General features: G+C 64.1%; 18 protein-coding genes and 1 pseudogene. 12 read left to right on the top strand and 7 right to left on the bottom strand.

What is annotated here, in order from left to right; genetic code table 11:
* Nucleotides 1-26: 26 nt before the first annotated feature.
* The 3 genes from UC34_RS12550 to UC34_RS12540 form a co-directional block, all read right to left on the bottom strand.
* On the bottom strand, nucleotides 27-338 hold the full coding sequence (locus UC34_RS12550) for an AtuA-related protein (RefSeq protein WP_044455809.1): 312 nt from the start codon (nucleotides 336-338) through the stop codon (nucleotides 27-29).
* Nucleotides 325-1,713, bottom strand: coding sequence for an acyclic terpene utilization AtuA family protein (locus UC34_RS12545; RefSeq protein WP_044455808.1), 1,389 nt, complete (start codon nucleotides 1,711-1,713; stop codon nucleotides 325-327). Before UC34_RS12545 ends, UC34_RS12550 begins: the two co-directional genes overlap by 14 nt.
* An 89-nt stretch (nucleotides 1,714-1,802) precedes the next feature.
* Entirely contained in the window at nucleotides 1,803-3,107 is a 1,305-nt protein-coding gene (locus tag UC34_RS12540; RefSeq protein WP_044455807.1) for a CitMHS family transporter, read from the bottom strand.
* A 99-nt stretch (nucleotides 3,108-3,206) separates the two neighbouring features.
* Here UC34_RS12540 and UC34_RS12535 point away from each other — a divergent pair, with 99 nt between their 5' ends.
* Nucleotides 3,207-4,109 (top strand): LysR family transcriptional regulator, encoded by a 903-nt coding sequence (locus UC34_RS12535; protein WP_044455806.1) that lies wholly within the window; start codon nucleotides 3,207-3,209, stop codon nucleotides 4,107-4,109.
* Nucleotides 4,110-4,476: 367 nt separating this feature from the next.
* Nucleotides 4,477-6,189 carry a malate dehydrogenase (quinone) gene (gene mqo, locus UC34_RS12530; protein WP_044455805.1) on the top strand — a complete coding sequence of 571 codons (1,713 nt, stop codon included), beginning with the start codon at nucleotides 4,477-4,479 and terminating at the stop codon, nucleotides 6,187-6,189.
* A 30-nt stretch (nucleotides 6,190-6,219) separates the two neighbouring features.
* On the opposite strand, the gene galE is transcribed toward mqo, so the two are convergent.
* Nucleotides 6,220-7,239 (bottom strand): UDP-glucose 4-epimerase GalE, encoded by a 1,020-nt coding sequence (gene galE, locus UC34_RS12525; protein ID WP_044455804.1) that lies wholly within the window; start codon nucleotides 7,237-7,239, stop codon nucleotides 6,220-6,222.
* A 226-nt stretch (nucleotides 7,240-7,465) separates the two neighbouring features.
* Between galE and UC34_RS12520 the strand changes: the two are divergent.
* The 9 genes and pseudogenes from UC34_RS12520 to UC34_RS12480 form a co-directional block, all read left to right on the top strand.
* A pseudogene (locus UC34_RS12520) lies at nucleotides 7,466-9,770 on the top strand (ATP-binding cassette domain-containing protein); the annotation flags it as partial.
* A 37-nt stretch (nucleotides 9,771-9,807) separates the two neighbouring features.
* Entirely contained in the window at nucleotides 9,808-10,305 is a 498-nt protein-coding gene (locus UC34_RS12515; RefSeq protein ID WP_044455803.1) for a hypothetical protein, read from the top strand.
* Between the two features lie 278 nt (nucleotides 10,306-10,583).
* Entirely contained in the window at nucleotides 10,584-11,357 is a 774-nt protein-coding gene (locus tag UC34_RS12510; RefSeq protein ID WP_044455802.1) for an SDR family oxidoreductase, read from the top strand.
* A complete protein-coding gene (locus UC34_RS12505; RefSeq protein WP_044455801.1) occupies nucleotides 11,348-11,974 on the top strand; it encodes a D-glycero-alpha-D-manno-heptose-1,7-bisphosphate 7-phosphatase in 627 nt (208 codons plus the stop codon). Before UC34_RS12510 ends, UC34_RS12505 begins: the two co-directional genes overlap by 10 nt.
* Nucleotides 11,971-13,182, top strand: a complete 1,212-nt coding sequence (locus UC34_RS12500) for a glycosyltransferase family 9 protein (protein ID WP_084070593.1) — start codon at nucleotides 11,971-11,973, stop codon at nucleotides 13,180-13,182. The genes UC34_RS12505 and UC34_RS12500 overlap by 4 nt, the downstream gene beginning before the upstream one ends.
* On the top strand, nucleotides 13,158-15,005 hold the full coding sequence (locus UC34_RS12495) for a carbamoyltransferase family protein (RefSeq protein WP_044455800.1): 1,848 nt from the start codon (nucleotides 13,158-13,160) through the stop codon (nucleotides 15,003-15,005). The genes UC34_RS12500 and UC34_RS12495 overlap by 25 nt, the downstream gene beginning before the upstream one ends.
* Complete coding sequence (locus UC34_RS12490; protein WP_044455799.1) at nucleotides 15,002-16,006, top strand: glycosyltransferase family 2 protein; 1,005 nt, start codon at nucleotides 15,002-15,004, stop codon at nucleotides 16,004-16,006. The genes UC34_RS12495 and UC34_RS12490 overlap by 4 nt, the downstream gene beginning before the upstream one ends.
* Before the next feature lie 68 nt (nucleotides 16,007-16,074).
* Nucleotides 16,075-17,202 carry a glycosyltransferase family 9 protein gene (locus UC34_RS12485; RefSeq protein ID WP_418303940.1) on the top strand — a complete coding sequence of 376 codons (1,128 nt, stop codon included), beginning with the start codon at nucleotides 16,075-16,077 and terminating at the stop codon, nucleotides 17,200-17,202.
* Nucleotides 17,199-18,143, top strand: a complete 945-nt coding sequence (locus UC34_RS12480; protein ID WP_044455797.1) for a glycosyltransferase family 4 protein — start codon at nucleotides 17,199-17,201, stop codon at nucleotides 18,141-18,143. Before UC34_RS12485 ends, UC34_RS12480 begins: the two co-directional genes overlap by 4 nt.
* A 137-nt stretch (nucleotides 18,144-18,280) precedes the next feature.
* On the opposite strand, the gene UC34_RS12475 is transcribed toward UC34_RS12480, so the two are convergent.
* Entirely contained in the window at nucleotides 18,281-19,267 is a 987-nt protein-coding gene (locus tag UC34_RS12475; protein WP_044455796.1) for a sigma 54-interacting transcriptional regulator, read from the bottom strand.
* A gap of 242 nt (nucleotides 19,268-19,509) precedes the next feature.
* Between UC34_RS12475 and UC34_RS12470 the strand changes: the two genes are divergently transcribed.
* Nucleotides 19,510-20,883 carry a sigma-54-dependent transcriptional regulator gene (locus tag UC34_RS12470; protein ID WP_044458099.1) on the top strand — a complete coding sequence of 458 codons (1,374 nt, stop codon included), beginning with the start codon at nucleotides 19,510-19,512 and terminating at the stop codon, nucleotides 20,881-20,883.
* 55 nt (nucleotides 20,884-20,938) lie between these two features.
* Here the strand turns inward: UC34_RS12470 and UC34_RS12465 are convergent, their stop codons facing one another.
* Nucleotides 20,939-21,883 (bottom strand): glycosyltransferase family 2 protein, encoded by a 945-nt coding sequence (locus UC34_RS12465; protein ID WP_044455795.1) that lies wholly within the window; start codon nucleotides 21,881-21,883, stop codon nucleotides 20,939-20,941.
* Nucleotides 21,862-22,659 (bottom strand): PIG-L family deacetylase, encoded by a 798-nt coding sequence (locus UC34_RS12460; protein WP_052811022.1) that lies wholly within the window; start codon nucleotides 22,657-22,659, stop codon nucleotides 21,862-21,864. The genes UC34_RS12465 and UC34_RS12460 overlap by 22 nt, the downstream gene beginning before the upstream one ends.
* Nucleotides 22,660-22,683 lie beyond the last annotated feature (24 nt).

Raw genomic sequence — 22,683 nt, 5'->3', positions numbered from 1 at the left:
CGGGCAATCCGCAGCGCTGCGCTGCGTTAGTCGGGGGCGGCGATATCGAGGTCCATCAACGCCGAACTGAGCGATTTGCCATGGGCGTCCAGCGCGAGCGAACGTGTGACACCGCCGCCCAGTGCCTCGCACAACACGAAGTTGAAGGCGCCAATGCACGGCAGTTCGTAGCGCTCGACGGCGCCTCGCACAACATCCCCGAGAAACGCTTTGACCCGCTCGGCGGTGACTTCCCGACGAAGATGTTCGTAATGACGGGCGTCATGGCAGATCACCGAGACGTTGAGCGTATTGCCCTTGTCGCCCGTACGCGAGTGCGCAAGTTCACGCAGCTTCATGCTCACGCTCCACAAAAGTGAACGACGGCCGCGCGTGTTCACGCGCGAGCAGGACCGACTGGACAGCCAACACTTCGCGAACCGATTTGCTCGCGCCGCCGCCGCCCGCCGGACCGTTGGTGTATAACGTCTCGACCTCGTTTCCGATGCGCAGGGCTTCGCTCGCCGAGGCCGTGCGCCCCGCCACGCGCACCCGCACTTCGTATGGATCGCCGTGACGTGCGCCGGCTGTCTCGCCGTGCAGGGAATTCATGCCGATCAGATCGCAGCGCAACTCGCTTGTTTGCACACCAGTGCAGGCGAGCCGCTCACGCACGATGTCGATGGCAAGGCGCGCGCGCGCCACGGCGCCGGGGCCGCCGTAAGAGATCTGGCCTTCGCCGATGAACCCGTCGATATAGCCGACCGAGACCTTGAGTTTGCCGGTGTGGGGCGTGCCGCGCCCGCCCTGAACCTTCACCCGATCCGGGCCATCGGCTGCCACGCTCACTTGCGAAAAATCGGCAACGACATCCGGTTGCAGGTAGCGCCGGGGATCATGGATTTCGTAGAGCAGTTGCTCCTTGCAGGTGGCTGGCGTCACGCGTCCACCCGCATGCGCGACTTTGGTGATCACGACCGATCCGTCGGACGACACTTCGCCAATTGGGAAACCGAGCCGGGCCAGATCGGGGATGTCTTTATAACCGGGGTCGGCAAAGTAGCCGCCGGTGACTTGTCCTGCGCATTCGAGCAAATGGCCGACGACGGTCGCTTGTCCGAGCGTGTCCCAATCGTCCATGCGCCAGCCGAATTCATGAATCAGCGGTGCAGCGAACAGGGATGGATCGGCGACGCGGCCGGTCAGGACGATGTGTGCGCCTGCGGCCAGCGCGTCGACGATGGCGCCTGCGCCGAGGTAAGCGTTCGCGGAAACGATACGGTCGCGATACGACGCCACCGGGTCCCCCGTTTCTTCGAACGTTGTGTCCGTCGCCAGCACGACATCGAGCACGTCGTCGCCGGTCACGGCCGCGACTCTGAGCTCGCCCAGTCCCAGGCGATGTGCGATCTGCGCCGTCTTGCGCGCCGCAGCCAGTGGATTGGCTGCCCCCATGTTGGAGATGATGCGCACGCCGTTGCGAATCGCCGCAGGCAGCACAGCCGTCATACGCGCTTCGAGCAGCGGGTCGTAACCGAGATCCGGCGACTGGAGACGGGCCTGCTGCGCGATGGCGATGGTGCGTTCGGCGAGGCATTCGAATACCAGATAGTCGAGCGCACCATGCTCGGCAAGTTCGACCGCCGGTTCGATGCGGTCGCCGGAATAGCCGGCGCCCGCGCCGATACGGATCGTGCGTGTCGCGGGGGTAGACGGCGTCGATGTGCCTGTCATACGTTCATCCTTGATTTCCAAACGGCGTTCAGCGAGGCGTTCAATGGGGCTTCGACGAGGCGTTCAATATCGCGCCGCGCGGTAATGGGCTAAAGCGGGAACACGCCGAGCACGACGGCGGCGATCGTCATGACGATCGACGCGCCGAACAGCAGCGGAAAGGTGAATTTCTGATGGTCGGCGAGATCGATGCGGCATAGACCCACCACCAGGAACGTTGCCGGGGTGAGCGGACTGACCGGGAATCCGGTCGTCATCTGGCCGAGCAGCGCTGCCTGACCAACGTGAACCGCAGGCACACCGAGTTGTCCGGCGACTTCCGCGATGACCGGCAAGACGCCGAAATAGAACGAGTCGGGATCGAACAGCATGCTCAGCGGCATGGATACCAGGCCGAGTGCAACCGGGATATGACTGGCCATGCCCGGTGGCACGAAGCCGACGGCAGATTGCGCCATCGCCTTGAGCATGCCGCTGCCTTGCATCACGCCGGTAAAGACGCCCGCAGCGAGCAGGATGCCGGCCATCATGAGGGCGGCGCGCGCATGCGCATCGATGCGCTTGCGCTGCATGTCGACGTCCGGGTAGTTCACCATCAACGCGACGCACAGACCGACCATGAACATGATCGCGGGCGGGATCTTTTCCCCCATCACGACCATGGTGCCGAGCACGACCAGCGTGAGCACGATGTTGAACCAGAAAAGGTGCGGGCGTCGCAACGCTTGTTCCTCCGGCGATATCGCTCTGCGGGGCATGGGAATCGCGCCACCGACCGACGACAGACCCAGCCGCTTCTCCTCGCGTCGGCCCAGCCAATACGCCACGCCGAAGACGAACACCAGTCCGACGGCCTGCACCGGAATCAACGGATTGAAGAGACTCGAGATCGGCAAGTGCAACGATGCCGACGCGCGGATCATCGGGCCGGTCCATGGCAGGAAGTTGATGCCGGCGGCCATCGACACGGCGGCGGCCAGCACGCGCCGGTCCATGCCGAGACGATCGTAGAGCGGGAGCATGGCGGGAATCGTCACGAGGAAACAGACCGCGCCGGACCCATCGAGATGGATCAGCAGGGCGAGCAGGGTCGTGCCCATGACGATGCGCGTCGGACGGGTGCCCACCGCCTTGAGGATGCGGTCGATGATGGGATCGAGCGTGCCGGCGTCGGTAATCGTGCCGAAGTACAGGATGGCAAACACGAACATGCCCACCACGGGCGCGAGACTCCTGAGACCGTCGAGCGCGAACTTGCTTGTCTGAAAGCCGAATCCGCCGAGTAGCGACGCGCCAATCGGCACGACGATGAGCGCCACGAGTGGCGACATGCGCTTCGACAGAATCGCGCCGAGCAGCACGACGATGGTAGCCAGTCCCAATAGCGCAAGCATGTGCGTGTCTCCAATGTTGTTTTTTAATGCGATGGAGCGTAGTTTCTGGGCTTTGATAGCACAATTGAAATGATTTGATCGCAGCAATCACAAACCATAATGGATCTGAACCTACGGGACATTCGGGCGTTCATCGCGGTCGCCCACAACGGCAGCTTCACGCGAGCGGCCGCCCGCCTGCATTTGTCGCAACCGGCCCTGACCGTGCAAATCAGGCGGTTGGAGGAAACCGTGGGCGTGCGCCTGTTCGACCGTAACAGTCGAAACGTGGCATTGACGCCCACGGGTCGTGAATTGCTGCCACTGCTCCAGAAGTCGCTCCACGACATGGAGCATGTGCTGATCGACGCGCGTGCGCTGGGCGACGGGTCAAGCGGGACTATACGCGTGGCCTGTTTGCCGACATTTGCTGCGAGCGTGCTCCCCGAACTGATCCAACAAATGAACGGCGCGGTGCCACGTGCGCGTTTTCACGTGCGCGATGCCGTGGCCGGGGTCGTCGACGCACTGGTTCGCAACGAAGACGTCGATATCGGACTGACCGGTGGCGAGGTGAACGCCGCCGACTTCGATGTTCTGTACGCCGGCGCGGACCATCTCGTCGCCGTCTTGCCGCCCGCTCACCGGCTCGCGAGACGCAAACGCCTCACGCTGCAAGACCTTACCGACGTGCCCTTGGTCCTGACCGCGCAGGGCACGAGCGTTCGGGCCGTGGTGGACGCCGCGCTGGCTCGCAGCGGTGTCGTGCCGGATATTGCGTGTGAGCCGACCTACATGATGACGGCCGTCGCCATGGTCCGTGCCGGACTGGGCGTAACGATCCTGCCGGCCTCCGCCCGTGAGGTCAGGGCAGAGCCGCAATTGCGCGTGCGTCCGGTCGATCATGACGACTTCCTTCGGCCAATCGCGCTGATCAGGAAGCGCGGGCGTACGCTGCCGCCGGTGACGCAGACGTTTGTGGAGATGTTGTTGGACCGTCTGGCCGCGAAAGAGATCGCCTGAGTCCCGAGGTTCCTGATGTGGCGGAGCCTTGCCGCCGCCACGCGAGGCCTTGGGAACGATGAAAAGTCGTGCGGGCGCCCCATCCATAATGCGTTGACCTGCAATAACGAGGATAACGGCAATAGCGACGATAGCGCGGTAGCCCAGTGTCGGCGTGCCCCATTTCGGGACTGTCGACATCAGGGTTTTCACTTACGTTTTTGCCGGTCTGCGTTACAATCCGCGCTTCGCATCGCTCGGCAACCGGCTTCGACCTCGACCGCCGACGCACAGACACGATGGCGTCGACCGAGACTGGTCCAGTGCCCCTCGGCCCGGTTCTGAACGATCCGGTGACGCCCAACGCCATTTTTTTAGGGTGACTCTCATGACCCAAACGGACAAGAACACGGCGCCCGGACGCGGCCGCAAGCCTTTCACCCGACGCAAATTCCTGGCCACCGCTGTCGGTGCTGCCGCCGTCTGGGGCGGGTATTCCTATTTCTTCGGCAGTCAGTACCGAGCCGCCAAAGCCGATCGCACGGTCGACGTGCTGCTCATCGGCGGCGGCATCATGAGTGCGACGCTCGGTGTCTATCTGAAGGAACTGGAACCGAATTGGACATGCGAGGTGTTCGAGCGGCTGGACAAGGTCGCCGAAGAGAGTTCCAACGGCTGGAATAATGCCGGCACCGGCCACTCGGCGCTTTGCGAGCTCAATTACACGCCGATGGACGACAAGGGCAACGTCCACATTACGCAGGCCATCAACATCAACGAGAATTTCCAGATCTCCCGCCAGTTCTGGGCGCATCAGGTGCGCAAGGGCGTGCTGGGCAATCCGCGCGAATTCATCAACGCCACGCCGCACATGAATCTGGTGTTCGGCGAAGAGAACCGGGAGTTCATCCGTAAGCGCGTCGAGGCGCTCAAGGCATCGCCGCTGTTCGCCGGCATGGAAATGACGACCGACCCGGCGAAGATCGCCGAGTGGATTCCGATCATGATGGAAGGGCGCAAGGCGGACGAGGTGGTGACCGCGACGCGCTCGCCTCTGGGCACCGACGTGAATCTCGGCGAAATCACGCGCCAGTTCTACAAGCATCTCACCGGCAATTCGGGCGTCAAAGTGACGACCGGGTATGAAGTCCGCTCGATCACGCGCAACGAAGACGGCACGTGGCGCGTGTCGGCGTTCGATATGAACGACAGCTCGAAGATCCAGACGGTGGATGCGCGCAATCTGTTCATCGGCGCGGGTGGAGCCGCGTTGCCTCTGCTTCAGCTCTCGGGTATCCCGGAGGCCAAGCAATATGGCGGATTCCCGGTCGGCGGCGAGTTCCTTGTGACCGAAAATCCCGAGATCGCTTCGCGCCATCTGGCGAAGGTCTACGGACTGGCGGATACCGGTTCGCCGCCCATGTCCGTGCCCCATCTGGACACGCGCGTGCTGGACGGCAAGCGCGTCATTCTGTTCGGGCCATTTGCCACCTGGTCGAGCAAGTTCCTGAAGAACGGGTCGTACTTCGATCTGGCCAAGGCGGCCACGCCGTCGAACATCGTTCCGCAGTTGCAGGTCGGCGTCCATGAATTTGCGTTGGTGAAGTATCTCGCGCAGCAGTTGGCGTTGTCCCGTGAGGAGAAGATGGCCGCGCTGCGTCATTACATGCCGCAGGCAAAGGATGAAGACTGGCGTCTCTGGGAAGCGGGACAGCGCGTCCAGATCATCAAGAACGATCCCGAAAAGGGCGGTGTGCTGAAGCTTGGCACCGAAGTCGTGGTGTCCAGCGATCGTTCGGTGTCTGCACTGCTCGGCGCCTCGCCGGGCGGGTCCACCTCGCCGGCGATCATGCTCTCGCTGCTTGAGCGCGTGTTTCCCGAGCAGATGAAGACGCCGGCCTGGCAGCAAAAGATTCGCGAGATCGTGCCCAGCTATGGCAAGAAGCTCAACGAGCATCCGGAACTGCTTGCGGCGCAATGGGCAAGCACGGCCGAGACGCTGCAACTGGCGATCGCGCCGCCGAACCTCGATGGCGTCGTCCCCGCCGCTCCCGTGGCGACCCCGGGCGTGGTGAAGAAGGTGCCGGACATCGCGCTCTAAGCGTGGACCGGTTCGCGCTGGCACGTTCGACTACCCATACCCCTTCGGATTTCGGACCTGCCAGCGCCAGTGATCGATACACATGCGCTCCAGACTTCGGCTGGCTTCCCAGCCGATCAGCTCCCGCGCGAGCGACGTGGCTGCGTAACAGCACGCGACGTCGCCTTCGCGCCGGGGCATGAGTTCATACGGCACGCGCTGACCGCAACTCGCCTCGAACGCCCGGATCACCTCCAAAACGGTGTAGCCGCGTCCCGCCCCCAGGTTGACCGTGAAGCCGCGACCGAGGCGGTCCAATGCGCGAAGCGCCATCACATGGCCGTGCGCAACGTCCATCACATGCACGTAATCACGCATGCCCGTGCCGTCCACCGTATCCCAGTCGCTTCCGTACACTTTCAGCCGCGATTCCTGACCGAGCGCAACGCGTGTCACCCGCGGCATGAGGTTGTTCGGCGCTCCGACACTGTCCTCACCGATGCGCCCGCTCTCGTGTGCGCCCACCGGATTGAAATAGCGAAGCACGGCAAAGCGCCACGCGGTATCCGCTTGTGCGGCGTCGCGCAGCATCGCTTCTGCGACCACCTTCGTTTGCCCGTACGGACTGGCGGCGCACAATGCGCATGATTCGTCGATCGGCACACGCTCGGGGTGGCCGTACACCGCAGCAGACGAGCTGAAGACGAGGCGCCTCACGTGGTGGGACTGCATTGCGCGAATCAACGCCAGCACACCGCCGACATTGTTGCAGTAGTAATCGACCGGTCGCTCGACGGATTCTCCGACGGCCTTGAGCGCCGCAAAGTGAATGACCGCCGAGATATCGAACGTCGCAAAAATGCGGTCGAGCACGCCCGGCGAACAGACATCCGCTTCCACAAATACGGGCGCGCGCCCGGAAATATCGGCAATTCTGGCAACTACCGCCCGCCGGCTGTTCACGAGATTGTCCACGATCACCACGTCGAAGCCGCGCTCAAGCAACGCCACACAAGTGTGCGAGCCGATATAACCGGTACCCCCCGTCACCAGAACGGTCTCTCGATGCATCGCTGATTTCCCTGGCTGCGGACGACTGGCGTCACGTTGCGAGCCGTCTCGCAAATATCGTGCCGCTCGCGCGATCCGCTCGTCGCTGTGCGATCGCGCGTCGGGCGCGACATGGCGCACTGCCAAATTGCACCCGTTTGCAGAATCCGCCAGTTCCTTGCATCCGTCGGGGGACGGCGGGCACGGCGGGCAGGAGGGCGGCGCGATGGTATGGCTCTTGCGAGTCATTGCGCTTCGAGAGCACTCGCCATGCGTCGCGCTCCCCGTACAGGCGAGGGCGACGCCCGGCAACCCGGGAGGTCATGCGCTTGACGACGAAACCCGCTTCCGCCCACGTGAGATGGCAGATCGCGACCTATCTCTGGCAGGCCGTGCGCGCCCATGGCCGGCGTGTGGTCATTGCCCTGAGCCTGCTGGTCGCGGCCAAACTCGCGTCGGTGTCGGTCCCGATCCTGCTCAAAAGCATCGTGGACGAACTCGGGGCGCCCACGCTCGCCATGCTCCCCGTATTTCTGATCCTCGGCTATGCCGTCGTACGCTTTCTCTCGAACGCCTTCAATGAAGTCCGGGACGTTGCCTTCTCGGAGGTCACGCAGCGCACGGTCGCCGATCTTACCGTCAACACCTTTTCGCACCTGCATCGCCTGAGCGCGCGATTTCACGCCCAGCGCGAGACCGGAGCGGTCATTCGCGACATCGAAAAGGGGACGACCGCCGTCGGTTTTCTGCTTGGGGTATCGCTGTTCGCCATTGTGCCGACGCTCATCGAGATCGGGCTGATTCTGGTCATCATCGTGCGCAATTACGGGGCCGGCTTCCTCACCATCATCGCCGCGACATTCGTGTCTTATGCGGCGTGGACCGCCTATGCAACGCGGCGCCGAATGCGCATGCAGATGCAGGTCAATGCGCTGGAGGCGGCACAGAGCAGCCGAATCGTGGACAGTCTGCTCAATGCCGATACCGTCAAGTATTTCGCACGGGAGTCGTTCGAGACCGAGCGGCTTCGCAGTGTCGCGGACGACTGGGCCAAAGCAGGCGTCGCCAACCAGTCGGCGCTCTCCGCGCTGCACATCGGACAAAGCGCCTGCATCGGCGCGGGCATCGCGGCCGTCATGCTGCTCGCGGGGCAACACGTCATGGCGCGCGCCATGACCATCGGCGATCTCGTGCTGATCAACGCCTACATCATTCAGGTCAGCTTGCCGCTCAACGCGCTGGGTTTTGTGTTTCGCGAGACCAACGACGCCATTACCAACATCGAACGCCTTTTCGCGTTGCTGTTCGCGAAGGGGCGCGACGACGAGGACAACGACGCCCCGGGCGCGCATGCATTGAAGGTCGAAGGCGGCGCCATCGAGTTTGCGGGTGTCGATTTCAGCTATGAGCCGGGTCGCCAGCTGTTGCACGACGTCTCATTTCGGGTGGGCAGCGGCCAGACGGTCGCGATCGTCGGCGGCAGCGGTTCGGGGAAATCGACGCTCGCTCGCCTGCTGTTTCGCCTGTATCAACCGGATGCGGGCACCGTAAGCATCGACGGCCAGAATCTGCGTGACGTCACGCAGCAGAGTCTGCGCGACGCCATCGGCATCGTGCCGCAGGACACCATCCTGTTCAACGAGACGCTCGCGTACAACATTGCGTACGGACGCCCCGGTGCGACACGTGCCGACGTCGTCAAGGCGGCTCGCAGCGCACAGCTCGCGCCGTTCATCGAATCGCTCCCGGATGCATACGAAACGCGGGTCGGGGAGCGGGGCATGCGGCTCTCGGGCGGCGAGCGACAGCGTATCGCCATTGCCCGCGCCTTGCTCAAGAGCCCGCCGATCATCGTGTTCGACGAGGCGACGTCCGCACTCGACACGCGAACCGAACGCGCCATCCAGGACGAGATGATGCAATTGGCGGCGCAGCGAACGAGCCTGCTGATCGCCCACCGTTTGTCCACGGTCGTGGGTGCCGACTGGATCCTGGTAATGGAGCGGGGGCGGGTCGTCGAACAAGGCCGCCACGACGACCTGCTCGCGCGAGGCACCGTCTACGCTCAGATGTGGCAGCTCCAGGAGCAACAACGCGCGCTTGAACAAATCGAGCGTCGTGTCGTCATGCGACCGGTGTCGCTGGTGCCGCTCGTCGATGGCGTGCTCGACGCCTTGCGCGAGTCCATTGCTGCGCACGGCACGCAGGTTCACCGGGAAATGACGATCGAGGACCTCGTCGTGAACGTGGATGCGCCGAGCCTTCACCACGTGCTGTGGGAACTCTGCCGCCTCGGCGTGGAAACGATGGGGCAGGGCGGGCAGCTCGAGGTTCGCGTGCGGCGCGACGACGACCACGCATTCATCGAGTTCGCCAGTCCGCTCTTCGACGCGCCTGAGCTCTCCTTGCTCGACTTTGCGTCGATACAGGCAAGCCTCGAACATCACGGCGCCTATCTCACCCGCTCGCACGACGATGTCGGTGTCGCTCTGCGCATTACGCTACCGCTTCGTCGCGAAGCCGTCATCGACGTGCCGCCTGCTCAGGCCCCCGTTGTCCAACATCCCGCGCAACCTCACCGACGCTGATATGACACGCTACCAAGGAAGTCACTTCGCCGATCGCGCAGCGGCCATCGCTGCCCTGGAACTTCTCATGCCGACGTTGCTAAGCGCGATGCAAAACGACATCGTCGGGCAAAGCGGATGCCTGCACATCGTTGTCATGGACCCCGCCATGGGGCCTGACGTGGCAACTTTCGAGGAGTCGATCCTCTACGAGTTGTCGTTGCCCGACCCGAAGCAGTGGGACGCGGATTACGGCGCGTATGCGCGTGCCAAGGCACGCGTGTCATGGCAGACGGGCAAGGACAGCCGGGTGGTACAACTTTGCGAGCCCTACCGTCTGCGCTGCGGCGACACCAATCTCTGGGGCAGTGTGGCGCAGCACGGAATCGTCGTTGCGGTATCCGGTGCGCTGCCGCATTTCGACGAAGCGCTCGCCGGATGCGTCGCCCATTGCCTTCGCGCCATGGCGCAGCACCGTGCCAACGGCACCGCGGAAACCTTGGCGCTGAGCGACGACTGAGGGGTGTCGCGCGCCGCCCCCGGTCGTGTCGACGCCAAATTACATACCGCTGGCAGAAAGGCAGAGGACCGACGCCGCATCTCCCAACGGCGCCCATCGCCGAGTCCGGACTTGCTCACGACCCCAAGGTCATAAGGCTTTATGAAACAAAGGGTTGCGCATGCGCTTCACGGCCGCGACGGGTGCCCTTGGCGACGTGGCACGTAATTCGCTCTATGAGAGACACACGCTTGTCGAATCAAGCGTCACCCACTTCCCCGTGTCTCTCAGGAGCCAGCATGTCAGCAAAGGAAACCCGCGACACCAGTCACGTCGCCACGCCCCTCGAATCGTCGTTACGGGGAAAACATGTTCTCGTGACGGGCGGCGCGAGAGGGTTGGGCGCGGCCATCTGCGAAAACCTCGCGAGCGCGGGCGCTCGCGTGACGCTTGCGGATGTCGATCGCGCCAGCGCATCGAACACCTGCGAAGCGCTCGCCGCGCGAGGACTCGACGTTGCGTGTCAGTGCTTCGACGTGCGTCACGAGGCGTCCGTGTCCGAGGCCATTCACGATGCGCGCACGCGCATGGGGGGCCTCGACGTCATCGTCAACAACGCGGGTATCGACATTACCGCGCCGGTTGACGAAGTCGGCGCGAGCGCGTGGCACGACGTCCTCATGACCAATCTGTTCGGCCCGTATCTGATGTGCCACGCGGCCGTACCGATGATGCGGGCGAGCGGAGGCGGACATATCGTCAACATCGCCTCGACGGCAGCCAAACGCGCCTGGCCCAACGCTTCGGCGTATCACGCGACGAAGTGGGGCCTGTTGGGACTGTCGCACGCGCTGCATGCCGAGCTGCGCCAGGCTGGCATCAAGGTGACGGCCATCGTCGCGGGCGGCATGCGCACCCCGTTCCTGCTCGATCGCTTTCCGGACATCGACGAGTCGACCCTGCAACCGCCCGAAAACGTGGCGAACACCGTGCGCTTCGTTCTCACGCAACCCGAAGGCACAGTCATCCCCGAGGTGATGGTGCTGCCCATGCGTGAAACCTCATGGCCGTGATCGGCGGGGCGCCCGCCATGAACGGCGCCATTCTGATCGACAAGGACGGCACGCTCATCGACGACGAACCGTTCAACGTCGACGCCGACCGAATTCGTCTGGCGCCCGGCGCGGCGCAGGCGCTGCGCGATTTTGCGTCGCTGCGGTGGCCCGTTGCCGTCGTCTCCAACCAACCGGGGGTCGCGTTCGGCTATTTCGCGGAGTCGTCGCTCAGGGACGTGCGCGATTACCTGTCTCGTGCGATGACGTACTACGGCGTCGACTTCGCCGGATTCTTCTACTGCCCGCACCATCCGGAAGGACGCGAGGCGGCCTACCGGACTGCGTGTACGTGCCGAAAGCCCGCGCCGGGCCTGTTGCAGGCGGCGGCGCGACACATCGGCGTGCCGCTGTCGTCGTGCTGGATGATCGGAGACATTCTGGACGATGTCGAGGCAGGCAATGTCGCGGGATGCCAGACCATCCTCGTTGATTGCGGCAACGAAACGATGTGGCGCTGCGGCGCCCATCGAACGCCGGATCACACCGTGGGCAGTGTCGACGCCGCAGCCCGGCTGGTGTTGACCCATGTGCGCGACGCGGCGCCGTCACCTCTGTTACCTCTGGGGAAATCATGATGAGCTATTGGCGCGCGGCACGACGCATCCTGTGCGTGAGGCTCGACAACATGGGCGACGTCCTGATGACGACGCCCGCGATGCGGGCCCTCAAACAATCCGGCACGGACCGGCATCTCACGCTGCTGACGTCGTCGTCCGCCGCCAGGCTGGCGCCGTATCTGAACATGGTCGACGATGTCTGGGCCTATGACGCGCCGTGGGTCAAACACGCCGCCACATCGACATCGGAGGCCGATCTCTCGATGATCGACAAGCTCAGGGCAGGGCGCTTCGATGCGGCGGTGATCTTCACCGTCTACTCGCAAAGCCCGTTGCCCGCCGCAATGATGTGTCGCCTTGCCGGTATTCCGCTGCGGCTGGCGCATTGTCGCGAGAACCCATACGCGTTGCTCACCGAGCGCATCGTCGAGAGCGAACCGCATGCGGGCACACGGCACGAGGTTGTTCGCCAACTCGCTCTGGTGCAGTCGGTCGGCGCGCTCGCTTCCGATGAGCGACTGGGCTTCGACGTCCAGCGCCAGGACAGACACGCCATATCGGAACTTCTTGCCACTGCGGGCAACCGCCGCGCCTGCGGGCGATGGCTCGTCATCCATCCCGGCGCCAGCGCACCCTCGCGCCGATGGCCTGCGGAGCGTTTTGCGCAGGCCGGCGCGCAACTCGCGAATGACTTCGACGGCATTGCCGTGACCGGTTCACACGAGGAGCACGCGCTTGTCGCGGCCGTGTGCGCCCGGATCGGCAAGAAGGCCCTGCCGCTGGCTGGTGCGCTGTCCCTTGGCAAACTCGCCGCGCTCATCGAGCGCGCAGACCTGCTCGTCGCCAATAACACCGGGCCCGTCCATATCGCGGCGGCCGTGGGTACGCCGGTTGTCGATCTGTACGCGCTCACCAATCCGCAGCATCGCCCATGGCAGGTGCCGCATCGTGTGCTCAACGTCGACGTGCCATGCCGGAACTGTTATCGGAGCGAGTGCGCCGTTCCCGGGCATCCGTGCCTGACCGGTGTGTCGCCCGACGCCGTGCTGGCTGCCGCTCGCCATTTGCTGTCGTGCGCCGTGCCGCGCGAGACCTCGCCAGTGGCGCCGCTTCGTACGCCGGCGCAAGGACCACGCAGCCCTGGCCCGGTTAGCAGCGCCACGCGCAACGTGCACCCCGATCCACTCAAGGAGCCGATGATATGTCGTCGCTTGCACCACCGTTAGCCACCCGTTACACGCTGGGTATCAACGCCGCCTTTCACGACAGTGCCGCCTGCCTGATTCGCGATGGCGAAGTCGTGGCTGCCGCCGAAGAGGAGCGTTTTACTCACATCAAGCACGGAAAGCGGCCTGTGCCGTTCTCGGCGTGGGAATTGCCGTACCACGCCATCGACTATTGCCTGCAAACGGCCGACATCGAAATGCGCGACGTCCACAACGTGGCCTACGCCTACGATCCCTGGCTGCAGGTAGCGCGCGGCGACATCCCGGGCATCGACCTGCGCGCGGCGGTCCATGGCGATGCCGCTGGCCATACCGCCGCCCTCGGTCACAACGCGTTCATGCAACTGCCGCTGATGCCATCGGCCCATGCACGGCCCACCGGTGATGGTTCGCCGTGGGATCCGCTGTTTCTGTCGTACGTCGCCAATGCGCCGCGGCAACTGGCCGACGGTGCGCCGCATCACTTGCAAAAGCGCTTTCGCGGGCTGCGCCATGACGGCCCACACGCCTGGCACAACGTCGAGCATCATCTCTCCCACGAGGCCAGCGCGTTTCTCGCCGCGCCGTTCGAGCGATGCGCGGTGCTGACGATGGATGGCCGGGGCGAAATCGCCACGACCAGCTATGGTTTGTTCGACGGCAATCGCTATCAGCGCATCAAGCAGATCGACCTGCCGAACTCGCTCGGTCTGCTCTATGAGCGCATTACCCGCCATCTGGGCTTTCTTCACTCATCGGATGAATACAAGGTGATGGCGCTCGCGTCGTTCGGCAAGCCGTCGTTCCTGCCGGAGATGCAGGCGCTCGCGCGGTATGTCGGCAACGGCGGATACGTTGTCGCGGAGCGCGACCTGACCGACTTGCTGGGGCCCGCGCGGCAACGCGGCTGGCCGTTGGAGCATCGCCATTTCGATATTGCGAGATCGCTGCAGGACACGCTGGAATCCATCGTGCTCGACATGACGGCGTGGCTCTCGCAAGAGACGGGCGAACGTTGTCTGGCAATGGCTGGCGGCGTGGCGCTCAACTGTGTCATGAATGCGCGCGTGCGCGACGACGGCCCCTTCGATCAGGTTTGGGTCCAGCCGGCCGCCGGTGATGCGGGCACGGCGCTGGGCGCGGCGCTGTGGGTCGACTATGAGCAACGGGGCACACGCGGCCCGTGGCGCATGGATCACGCGTATCTCGGGCCGTCGTACGGTGAAGCGGCCATTCAGGCGTTCCTCGACGAGGCCAAGCTTCGCTATCGGCGGATGGACGACGTACCTCGCGAGACGGCGGCGTTACTCGCGCGAAACCGGGTGCTCGGTTGGTTTCAGGGGCGCATGGAGTTCGGTCCCCGGGCGCTGGGGGCCCGCTCGATTCTGGCCTCACCGGTCGATCCCGGCATGCAGCAGCGCCTGAACCAGATCAAGGACCGGGAGGATTTCCGGCCCGTGGCGCCCGTCGTGCTCGAAGAGAAAGCGCACGAATGGTTTCGGGCACGACGCCCCGGCACGCCGGGAGAGGCGGCCACGCTGTACGCGCCCTTCATGCTGTTCGTCTACGGAATCGTGCCGGACCAGGAGGCGCGTATCCCGGCCGTTTGCCACGTCGACGGCACGGCGCGCGTGCAAACGGTCAACGCGTTGCAAAATCCGCTGTATCACGCATTGCTTACCGAGTTCGAAGCGTTGACCGGCGTGCCCGTGCTCGTGAACACGTCGTTCAACACACGCGGCGAGCCTATCGTATGCACGCCACGCGACGCGGTGGAGTGCTTCTGGGCCTCGCCGCTCGATGCCCTCGTCATCGGACCATTCCTGTTGGAGAAACCGCAATGACCGACGATCGCCATGCGAGAAGTGCTGCACCGGTCGTCTCCGTCGTCGTGCCGACATGGCGACGCCCCGACTTGTTGCACCGGTGCCTGACGGCACTTTGCTCGCAGCAATTCGATGCCGAAGCGTTCGAGATCATCATCGCGGACGATGGACCCGACGATGCGACGCGCGAGGCGGTCGAGCGAATCGGGGCGCGAATGGCAGGCGCACCCGCCGTGATTTACCTGCCGGTCACCCGCACCCAGGGTCCGGCTGCCGCCCGTAACGCCGGTTGGCGGCACGCGCGCGCCTCGGTCGTCGCCTTCACCGACGACGACACGATTCCCGACCCGCTTTGGCTGCGCGGCGGATGCGCGGCGCTGTTGCGTGAGCCCGAAGCAGTCGCTGTTACGGGCGAGATCGACATGCCGATCCCGGATCCGCCGACCGATTACGAACGCGATGCCAGCGGTCTGGCGCATGCAGAATTCGCGACCGCGAACTGCTTCGTGCGGCGAAGCGCACTGGAGGCCGTGGGCGGTTTCGACGAGCGCTTTACCCGCGCATGGCGGGAGGACGCCGATCTGATGTTTGCGCTGCGTGCCGTTGGCGCCATTTCCTTTGCGCAGGGCGCAAAGGTTGTGCATCCGGTGCGACCCGCCCATTGGGGTGTGAGCATCGGGCAGCAGTCGAAAGTGTTTTTCGATGCCTTGCTCTACAAGAAGTATCCCACGCTCTACCGCCGTCACATCCGCCCGTCGCCGCCCTGGCTGTACTACACGGCAGGCATCGCCTTGCTGGGCGCAGTCGTGTTGTTCGCCTTTGCACAATTGCCGATGGCTATCGTGGCGCTCGCGGTCTGGGCGGCCGCCACCGCCATGTTCTGTGTCAGACGACTGCGTCATACCGTACGCACGCCCGCGCATGTGGCCGAAATGGTCTGGACGTCGATCGTCATCCCACCGGTTTCCTTGTACTGGCGTATGCGGGGCGGCCTTCATTTCAAGGTCCTATTCCTATGAGCCGCCTCCACAGCTTTCACAGCCTTTCCAACGGTTCCACGTTTGCCACGCCGACAGAGTCGCCGGGCATGCCGCCGCCGGGCGCAATACCTGCGCGCATGGACATTCCCGGCCTCGGCACCCATCGACGCATTGTCGTGTTTCGCGCGCTGCAACTCGGCGACATGCTCTGTGCGGTACCTGCGCTCAGAGCAATCCGGCTTGGGGAGCCTTCGGCGCGCATCACGCTCGCGGGTTTGCCGTGGGCCGAATCGTTCGCCGCGCGGTTCAAGGCGTACATCGACGACTTTCTGCCGTTCCCAGGGGCGCCGGGATTGCCGGAGCAGAACACCGACGCCGAAAAGCTGCACGCCTTCGAGCGCCAATGTCAGGACCGGCACTTCGATCTGGCGGTGCAATTGCATGGCAGCGGCGCTTTTTCGAACGCCGTGGTCCGCCGCATGGGGGCCGACCGGTGCGTCGGGTTCGTGCCACAGCGCGACATGCCGAGCGGAGCGCCACAGGGCACTGCCGAGGGGATTGCGCACGGACTTCCGTGGCCGGAGACCGGCTCCGAAGTGCACCGCTGCCTGGCGCTCACCGGGGCGATGGGCTACCAGGCGTGGGGCGATCATCTGGAATTTCCGTTGGCCGCCCTGGATTACGCCACGTTTCAGGTGCTCTGCGACAAATTCCGCCTTGAACCGGGTCGCTTTGTCGTGGTGCATCCCGGCTCGCGGATGCCATCGCGTCGCTGGCCTGTGGAGCGCTTCGCCAGCATCGCCGACAAGGTAACGCGCCTGGGCTATCGGGTGATTCTGACCGGCGGCGCACAGGAACGCGAGATTGCGGACGCCCTGACGACGCGAGCGCACGAGCCCATCGTCGACTTTTGCAGCAAGACGTCGCTGGGCACGCTCGCAGCGCTGATCGCGCATGCGCGACTACTGATTTGCAACGACACCGGTGTCTCGCACATTGCCGCCGCACTCGGCACGCGCAGCGTTGTGGTGGCATGCGGCAGCGATGTCCCGCGATGGGCGCCGTTGGACGCCACGCGTCATGACGTATTGGCGAAGTATCCGACGTGCCGTCCGTGCATGTTTCATACCTGCCCGTATGGACACGAATGCGCGAACGACATATCGGTAGCCGAGGTCATGCGTCACGTGCAAGCGATGCTCGGCACCGACACCGGCGCGGGAGACATGTCATGAAACGACTGAAAGTACTGACGTGGCAGGTGCATGGCAACTATCTGTTTTACCTGTCGCAGGCGCCGCACGACTTTTACATCGTGACGAAGCCTGGAAATCCTGCAGGTTATGCCGGCTGCGGCAATGCGTTGCCGTGGGGAAGCAATGTGTATGAGGTGCCGTATCACGCGGTGCCGCAAACCGAATTCGACTGTGTCCTATACCAGCACCACCGTCACTATCTCGAAGACGGACCAGCGCTTCTTAGCGAGGCGCAGCAACGCCTGCCCACGGCGTTCGTCGAGCACGATCCGCCGCAGGCGCATCCCACGAATACGCGTCATCCGGTGCAAGATCCCGACGTCATGCTGATCCACGTCACGCCGTTCAACGCGCTGATGTGGGATTCGGGCGATACGCCCACGCGGGTGATCGAGCACGGGGTGAAATTGGTCGACGAGGTCGAGTGGCACGGCACGCTGCCCAAGGGCATCACGGTTGTGAACCATCTCGCGCGTCGGGGGCGACGGCTCGGGGCGGACCTGTTCGGGCAGCTCAGACGAGAAATCCCGCTCGATCTCGTCGGCATGGACGCGCAGGCACTGGGCGGCATCGGTGAAATACCGGCATCGGAGCTGCCGCGTTTCATGTCGGCGTACCGGTTCTTTTTCAATCCGATCCGCTATACGAGCCTCGGGTTGGCGGTGATCGAAGCCATGATGGCGGGGCTACCGGTCGTGGCGCTGGCCACGACGGAAATGGCGATGCTGATTCGCTCGGGCCATAACGGTGTGGCCGACACGCGGCTGGACGTGCTTGCGGACGCCATGCGGCAGTTGATACGAGATCCGGCGCTCGCTGCCGAATGGGGACAAGCCGCACGGCGCGATGCGCAGGCGCGGTTCAGTATCGGCCGCTTTGCGCAGGACTGGGACCGCGCGCTGCGTGAGCTGACGCAGTAGCGGCGGCCCGACGACGGATTCGCCGCCAGGTCGTCGAAGCCCGGGCATCGCAGCGTGCGGTTCCCTCACACCGATATCATCGATATCACCGAGCGGACCGAGCGGACCGATAGGACCGAGAGGGGCGGCGTCTCGCGTCAGCCCATGGCGGCGACTGACACCGCTTCGGGCTGCGCGGTGTCCGGCGTCATCAGCGCCAATCGGTTGTAGAGCGTCTTCAGGCTGATGCCGAGCGCCTTCGCCGTTCGCGGCTTGTCGCCGTCGAAGTGCCGCAACGTGGCGGCAATAAAAGCCTGCTGGGCCTGTGCAAGGGTGGCGCCGATCGGAATGCTGAGTGCACCGTCGAGCAGTTCCTCGCGCTGTTTCGGCGCCGGTAGCGGCTGCAACTCGAGATCGTCATCCGTCATGATGAACGCACGCTCGATCGTGTTGTGAAGCTCGCGCACGTTACCCGGCCATGTATGTCGGCGCAAAACGGCCAGCGACTGTGCCGAAAACCGCTTTGTCGTACCGCGCGCCGTATTGAGGTGGTCGAGGTGGGCTTGCGCCAGTGCGATCACATCGTTTTCACGGCGGCGCAATGGCGGCACGTATAGGGTGAACGCCGCCAGGCGAAAAAGCAGGTCCTCGCGCAGGCGTCCCTCGCGCACCGCGCGCCCGGGGTGAGCGTGCGTTGCGGCGACAACCCGCGCATTGAAGCCCACCGGTTCGCTCCCGCCGACACGCACGACCGTGCGGGTCTCGAGCGCGCGCAGCAACTTCACCTGCAACGGCAACGGCATGTCCTGAATTTCGTCGAGAAACAAGGTCCCGTCCGAAGCTGCCTCGAAGACACCGACGCGTTGCGACACGGCGCCGGTAAAGCTGCCGCGCTCGTGGCCGAACAACTGCGACTCCGCCAGTTCGTGAGGAATGGCAGCACAGTTCACGGCGACAAATGGAAGGGATTGACGCAGCCCCGCGTCATGAAGATATCGGGCAACGACTTCCTTGCCGCTCCCGCTCTCGCCAACGATCAGCACATTGGCCGGTACGTCAGCTAACCGTTCGATTTTGGCACGCAACTCCGTCACGCATCGCGAATCTCCTGCGAGTCGCGCATACGCATCCTCATGCACTGCCATGCATTTTCTCCCTGATTGCCCCGACGACAACGACCGGTAATCCCGGCTCTGTAAGACGGCGCTGACAGACGCTCGATGCTTTTCGCTCTATAAAGGGTAACGCATCGAGCGCAGTGTCGGATTGATTGTTTGGGTACCTGAGGGTTTTCGGATAGCCACATTGCATGACCCCCGCGCAACCTTTGGAATTCGAACGCTGTCCGAACATTGCGATCGTAACGATCCTATTGGGGCGCATCGCAATGCCATACATTCTCGTTGTTGAAGATGATCAGGACACGCGCGACATGCTCAGCGCGCTGGTGAAGACGCAGCAACTGACGTGCGATGCCGTGTCGACGCTCGCCCATGCGCGCGAAAAGATCGCCAGACGCGTGCCCGATCTGATTCTGGCCGATCTCATGCTGCCGGATGGCAACGGACTGGACTTACTTGGCGATTTTCCGCATGCCGCTAATGTCGAGGTCGTGGTGATGACCGGGCACGCCAGTGTCGACAGCGCCATCGACGCCTTACGCAGGGGCGCCGCGGATTATCTGGTCAAGCCCATCAATATGCAGCGCCTGAACAGCATCATCGCGCGCGTGCCTCGTCCCGACGAGCTTCGCGGCGAGATTCTTGCGCTGCGGCGCGAGTTGCAGGAACTCGGACGGTTCGGCCGAATGCTTGGCAGTTCGCCCGCCATGCAGTCGGTCTATCGTTCGATCGGTCGTGTTGCACCGAGCGAAGCGTCGGTCTTTCTGATGGGCGAGTCGGGCACGGGCAAGGAACTCGCGGCGCAGACGGTGCATGACCTCAGCTTGCGGCGCAAGGGGCCTTTTGTGGCAGTCAATTGCGGCGCGATTGCGGCCAATCTGGTCGAGAGCGAAATGTTCGGCCACGATCGCGGCAGCTTTACCGGTGCCGAGCGGCAGCACAAAGGCTTCTTCGAGCGTGCAGACGGTGGCACGCTGTTTCTCGACGAAGTGACCGAAATGCCGCCGGAATCGCAGGTCAAGCTACTTCGCGTGCTCGAGACGGGGCGGCTTACGCGTCTCGGATCCACGCAGGAAATCGACGTGGACGTGCGCATCATTGCCGCGACCAACGTGAATCCGGAAATCGCCGTGAGCGAGGGGCGCTTTCGTCTCGATCTCTATCACCGCCTGAACGTCTTTCCCATCACGCTGCCGCCCCTGCGCGAGCGCGGCGACGATATTCCCATGCTGGCCAAGTCGTTCCTCGCATCGCTGACCGAAACCGATGGTCGGCAGATGCGCTTTGGCGACGCAACGCTCGAAGCCCTCAGGGAGTACGACTGGCCGGGCAACGTGCGCGAGCTTCGTAATCTCGTTCACCGCGCGCGCATTCTCAACGACGGCGATGTCATCGAGACACTGCCGCCGCCGATTCTTGCGGAACTCGACGAGGCCATCGTCAACGACGACAGCGTCACCGTTCCCCTGGAGACACCGCTGGAAGACATGGACAGGCAGCTGATTCTCGGCACGCTGGCGCGGTGCGGCGGCGTCAAGGCGAGGGCCGCCGAAATGCTCAACATCAGCCTGAAGACGCTGTACAGCCGCCTGGCCGAGACCCCCGACAAGGATGACGGGCCGAAGGCGCAGTCACGATGACCCGGCAGCCGCGTGTCAGCAGATCCCGGCCAACATCGTTCGCGAATTCACCGCGCTACTCCCCCGCGCCCGCCAGCGCTGGGTCGAGTTCCGCAGCTTCCACACGCTGGCGCATCGCTTCCACGCGCCGTGGAATGACGCTGCGCTCGCGCAGAATCCATGAGAGGCCGCGCAGTGTATGGGCCCAGCCGACGATGCCGCCGGCTTCGCGCCAGACGTTCGGCGCGTGTCGCCAGGTTTGTTGCAACGCGGCGCACAGCGGAAAGCGCAACCACGCCGTCCAGATCGCGTTGCGAGCGAGCGTGGCACGCCGGGCGACGGTGTCGCGCACGAGCGAGGGATAGTGATGAACGGTCAACTGGTCACTGTAGACGAGCGTCCAGCCGCGCGCGGCGATGTCCAGCGCGAGCAGCGCTTCCTCGCCGCCGAGAAAGAAGCGCGGATGGTATCCGCCAGCGGCCACGAAGGCGGATCTGCGAAAGACAGTAGCGCCTGCAAGCATGCCCAGAATCGTCGGGCCGGGTTGCCTGGAGAAGGTCTCGAGCGGGCTGTGGCGCATGATCTTGCTGGTGGTGTCCTCATGACGCTCGACGCCGACGAGCACGCGGGCCGTCAGCGCACCGATGTGCGTATGTTTATCGAGCAGGTCGGCGGCGAGACACAGCGAGCCCGGTTCCCACCACGTATCGTCGTCGCAAAACGCGACGTAAGGCGTTCGCGCATGGCGTACGCCGATGTTACGCGCGCACGCACCGAGATTCGTTGCAGAGCGCAGCAATGTCACGTCCGGGAACTGTTCCCGAACCATGTCCGCCAGCGCGCGTTCGGAGCCGTTATCGACGACGATGATGGCCGGGCGCTCCGGCAGCGCGACGAGCCTTCGCAGCGTGCGTCGCAGTTCGAACGGACGCCGATGGGACAACACCACGACGGTGAGACGAGGATCTCGCCGCACCACGACTCGGGCGGGAGATGCACTTAGCGAGATACAGGAGACCATTGCAGTTGCCAATAACTCTCGGAAGTATTCAGTTCGATCAACGCCTCGGGCGCGAGCAGCCTCAACTGGCTCTCGTATGCCTCCATGGCCCGGACCTTGCGCGCGGCGCACTCGGCATCGGCGCCATCGGCAGTCTCGGCAGGCACGGGCTCGACGCGCCCGGCCGTGTACCCTTGCGCTCGCCACGCGGCAATGCGCGCGCCGACGAGTCCGCTCAGGCGTCGGTATGGCATGTCCTCGTAAAACCACCAACGCGCGAGGTCCGTCATGCCGGACTCGGGCTCGGTATCCTCACCGGCTGCACCGGCCGCACCGACGAGGGCATGAGTTCGCTCGTGGAGCATTGTCCAGACGGCATCGAATACGAGCGCATGATCGCTGTGAAACAACCCGAGCGGACTGAGCACGCGGCGCTGCGGATATTGGTCGACGACGGCGCCAAGCGCCGTGGCAATGGCTTGCGCCGTATTGCCTTCGACATACTGCCTGTCGAGAAACGGCAGCCACAGAGGTTCGGCGCCGAGCATACCGAGCGCGGTGAGGTCCTCGGCGCGCCGCGCCTGCATGGCGGCATTCGCCGACGCGAAGCCCGCGGCTTCGTCCCACGGCGGCGCTGCGACATCGTCTGGCGGAATACCCGCGAAGACGGTGACGACGATGGCGCCGGGCGCGGCGGCAAGGAGCCGTCCGCAGCTGAAAACGGCATCGTCGAGATGGGGCGATATCACCAGCCAGTTCGACGTGTCCCAAGCTTCGGGAGGTGGGCGTTGCATCATTTGCGTCCTCGATCAATGCGGTGG

It is taken from the genome of Pandoraea vervacti, from assembly GCF_000934605.2.
Taxonomy (GTDB): domain Bacteria; phylum Pseudomonadota; class Gammaproteobacteria; order Burkholderiales; family Burkholderiaceae; genus Pandoraea; species Pandoraea vervacti.
This window is presented reverse-complemented; position numbering and strand designations above follow the sequence as displayed.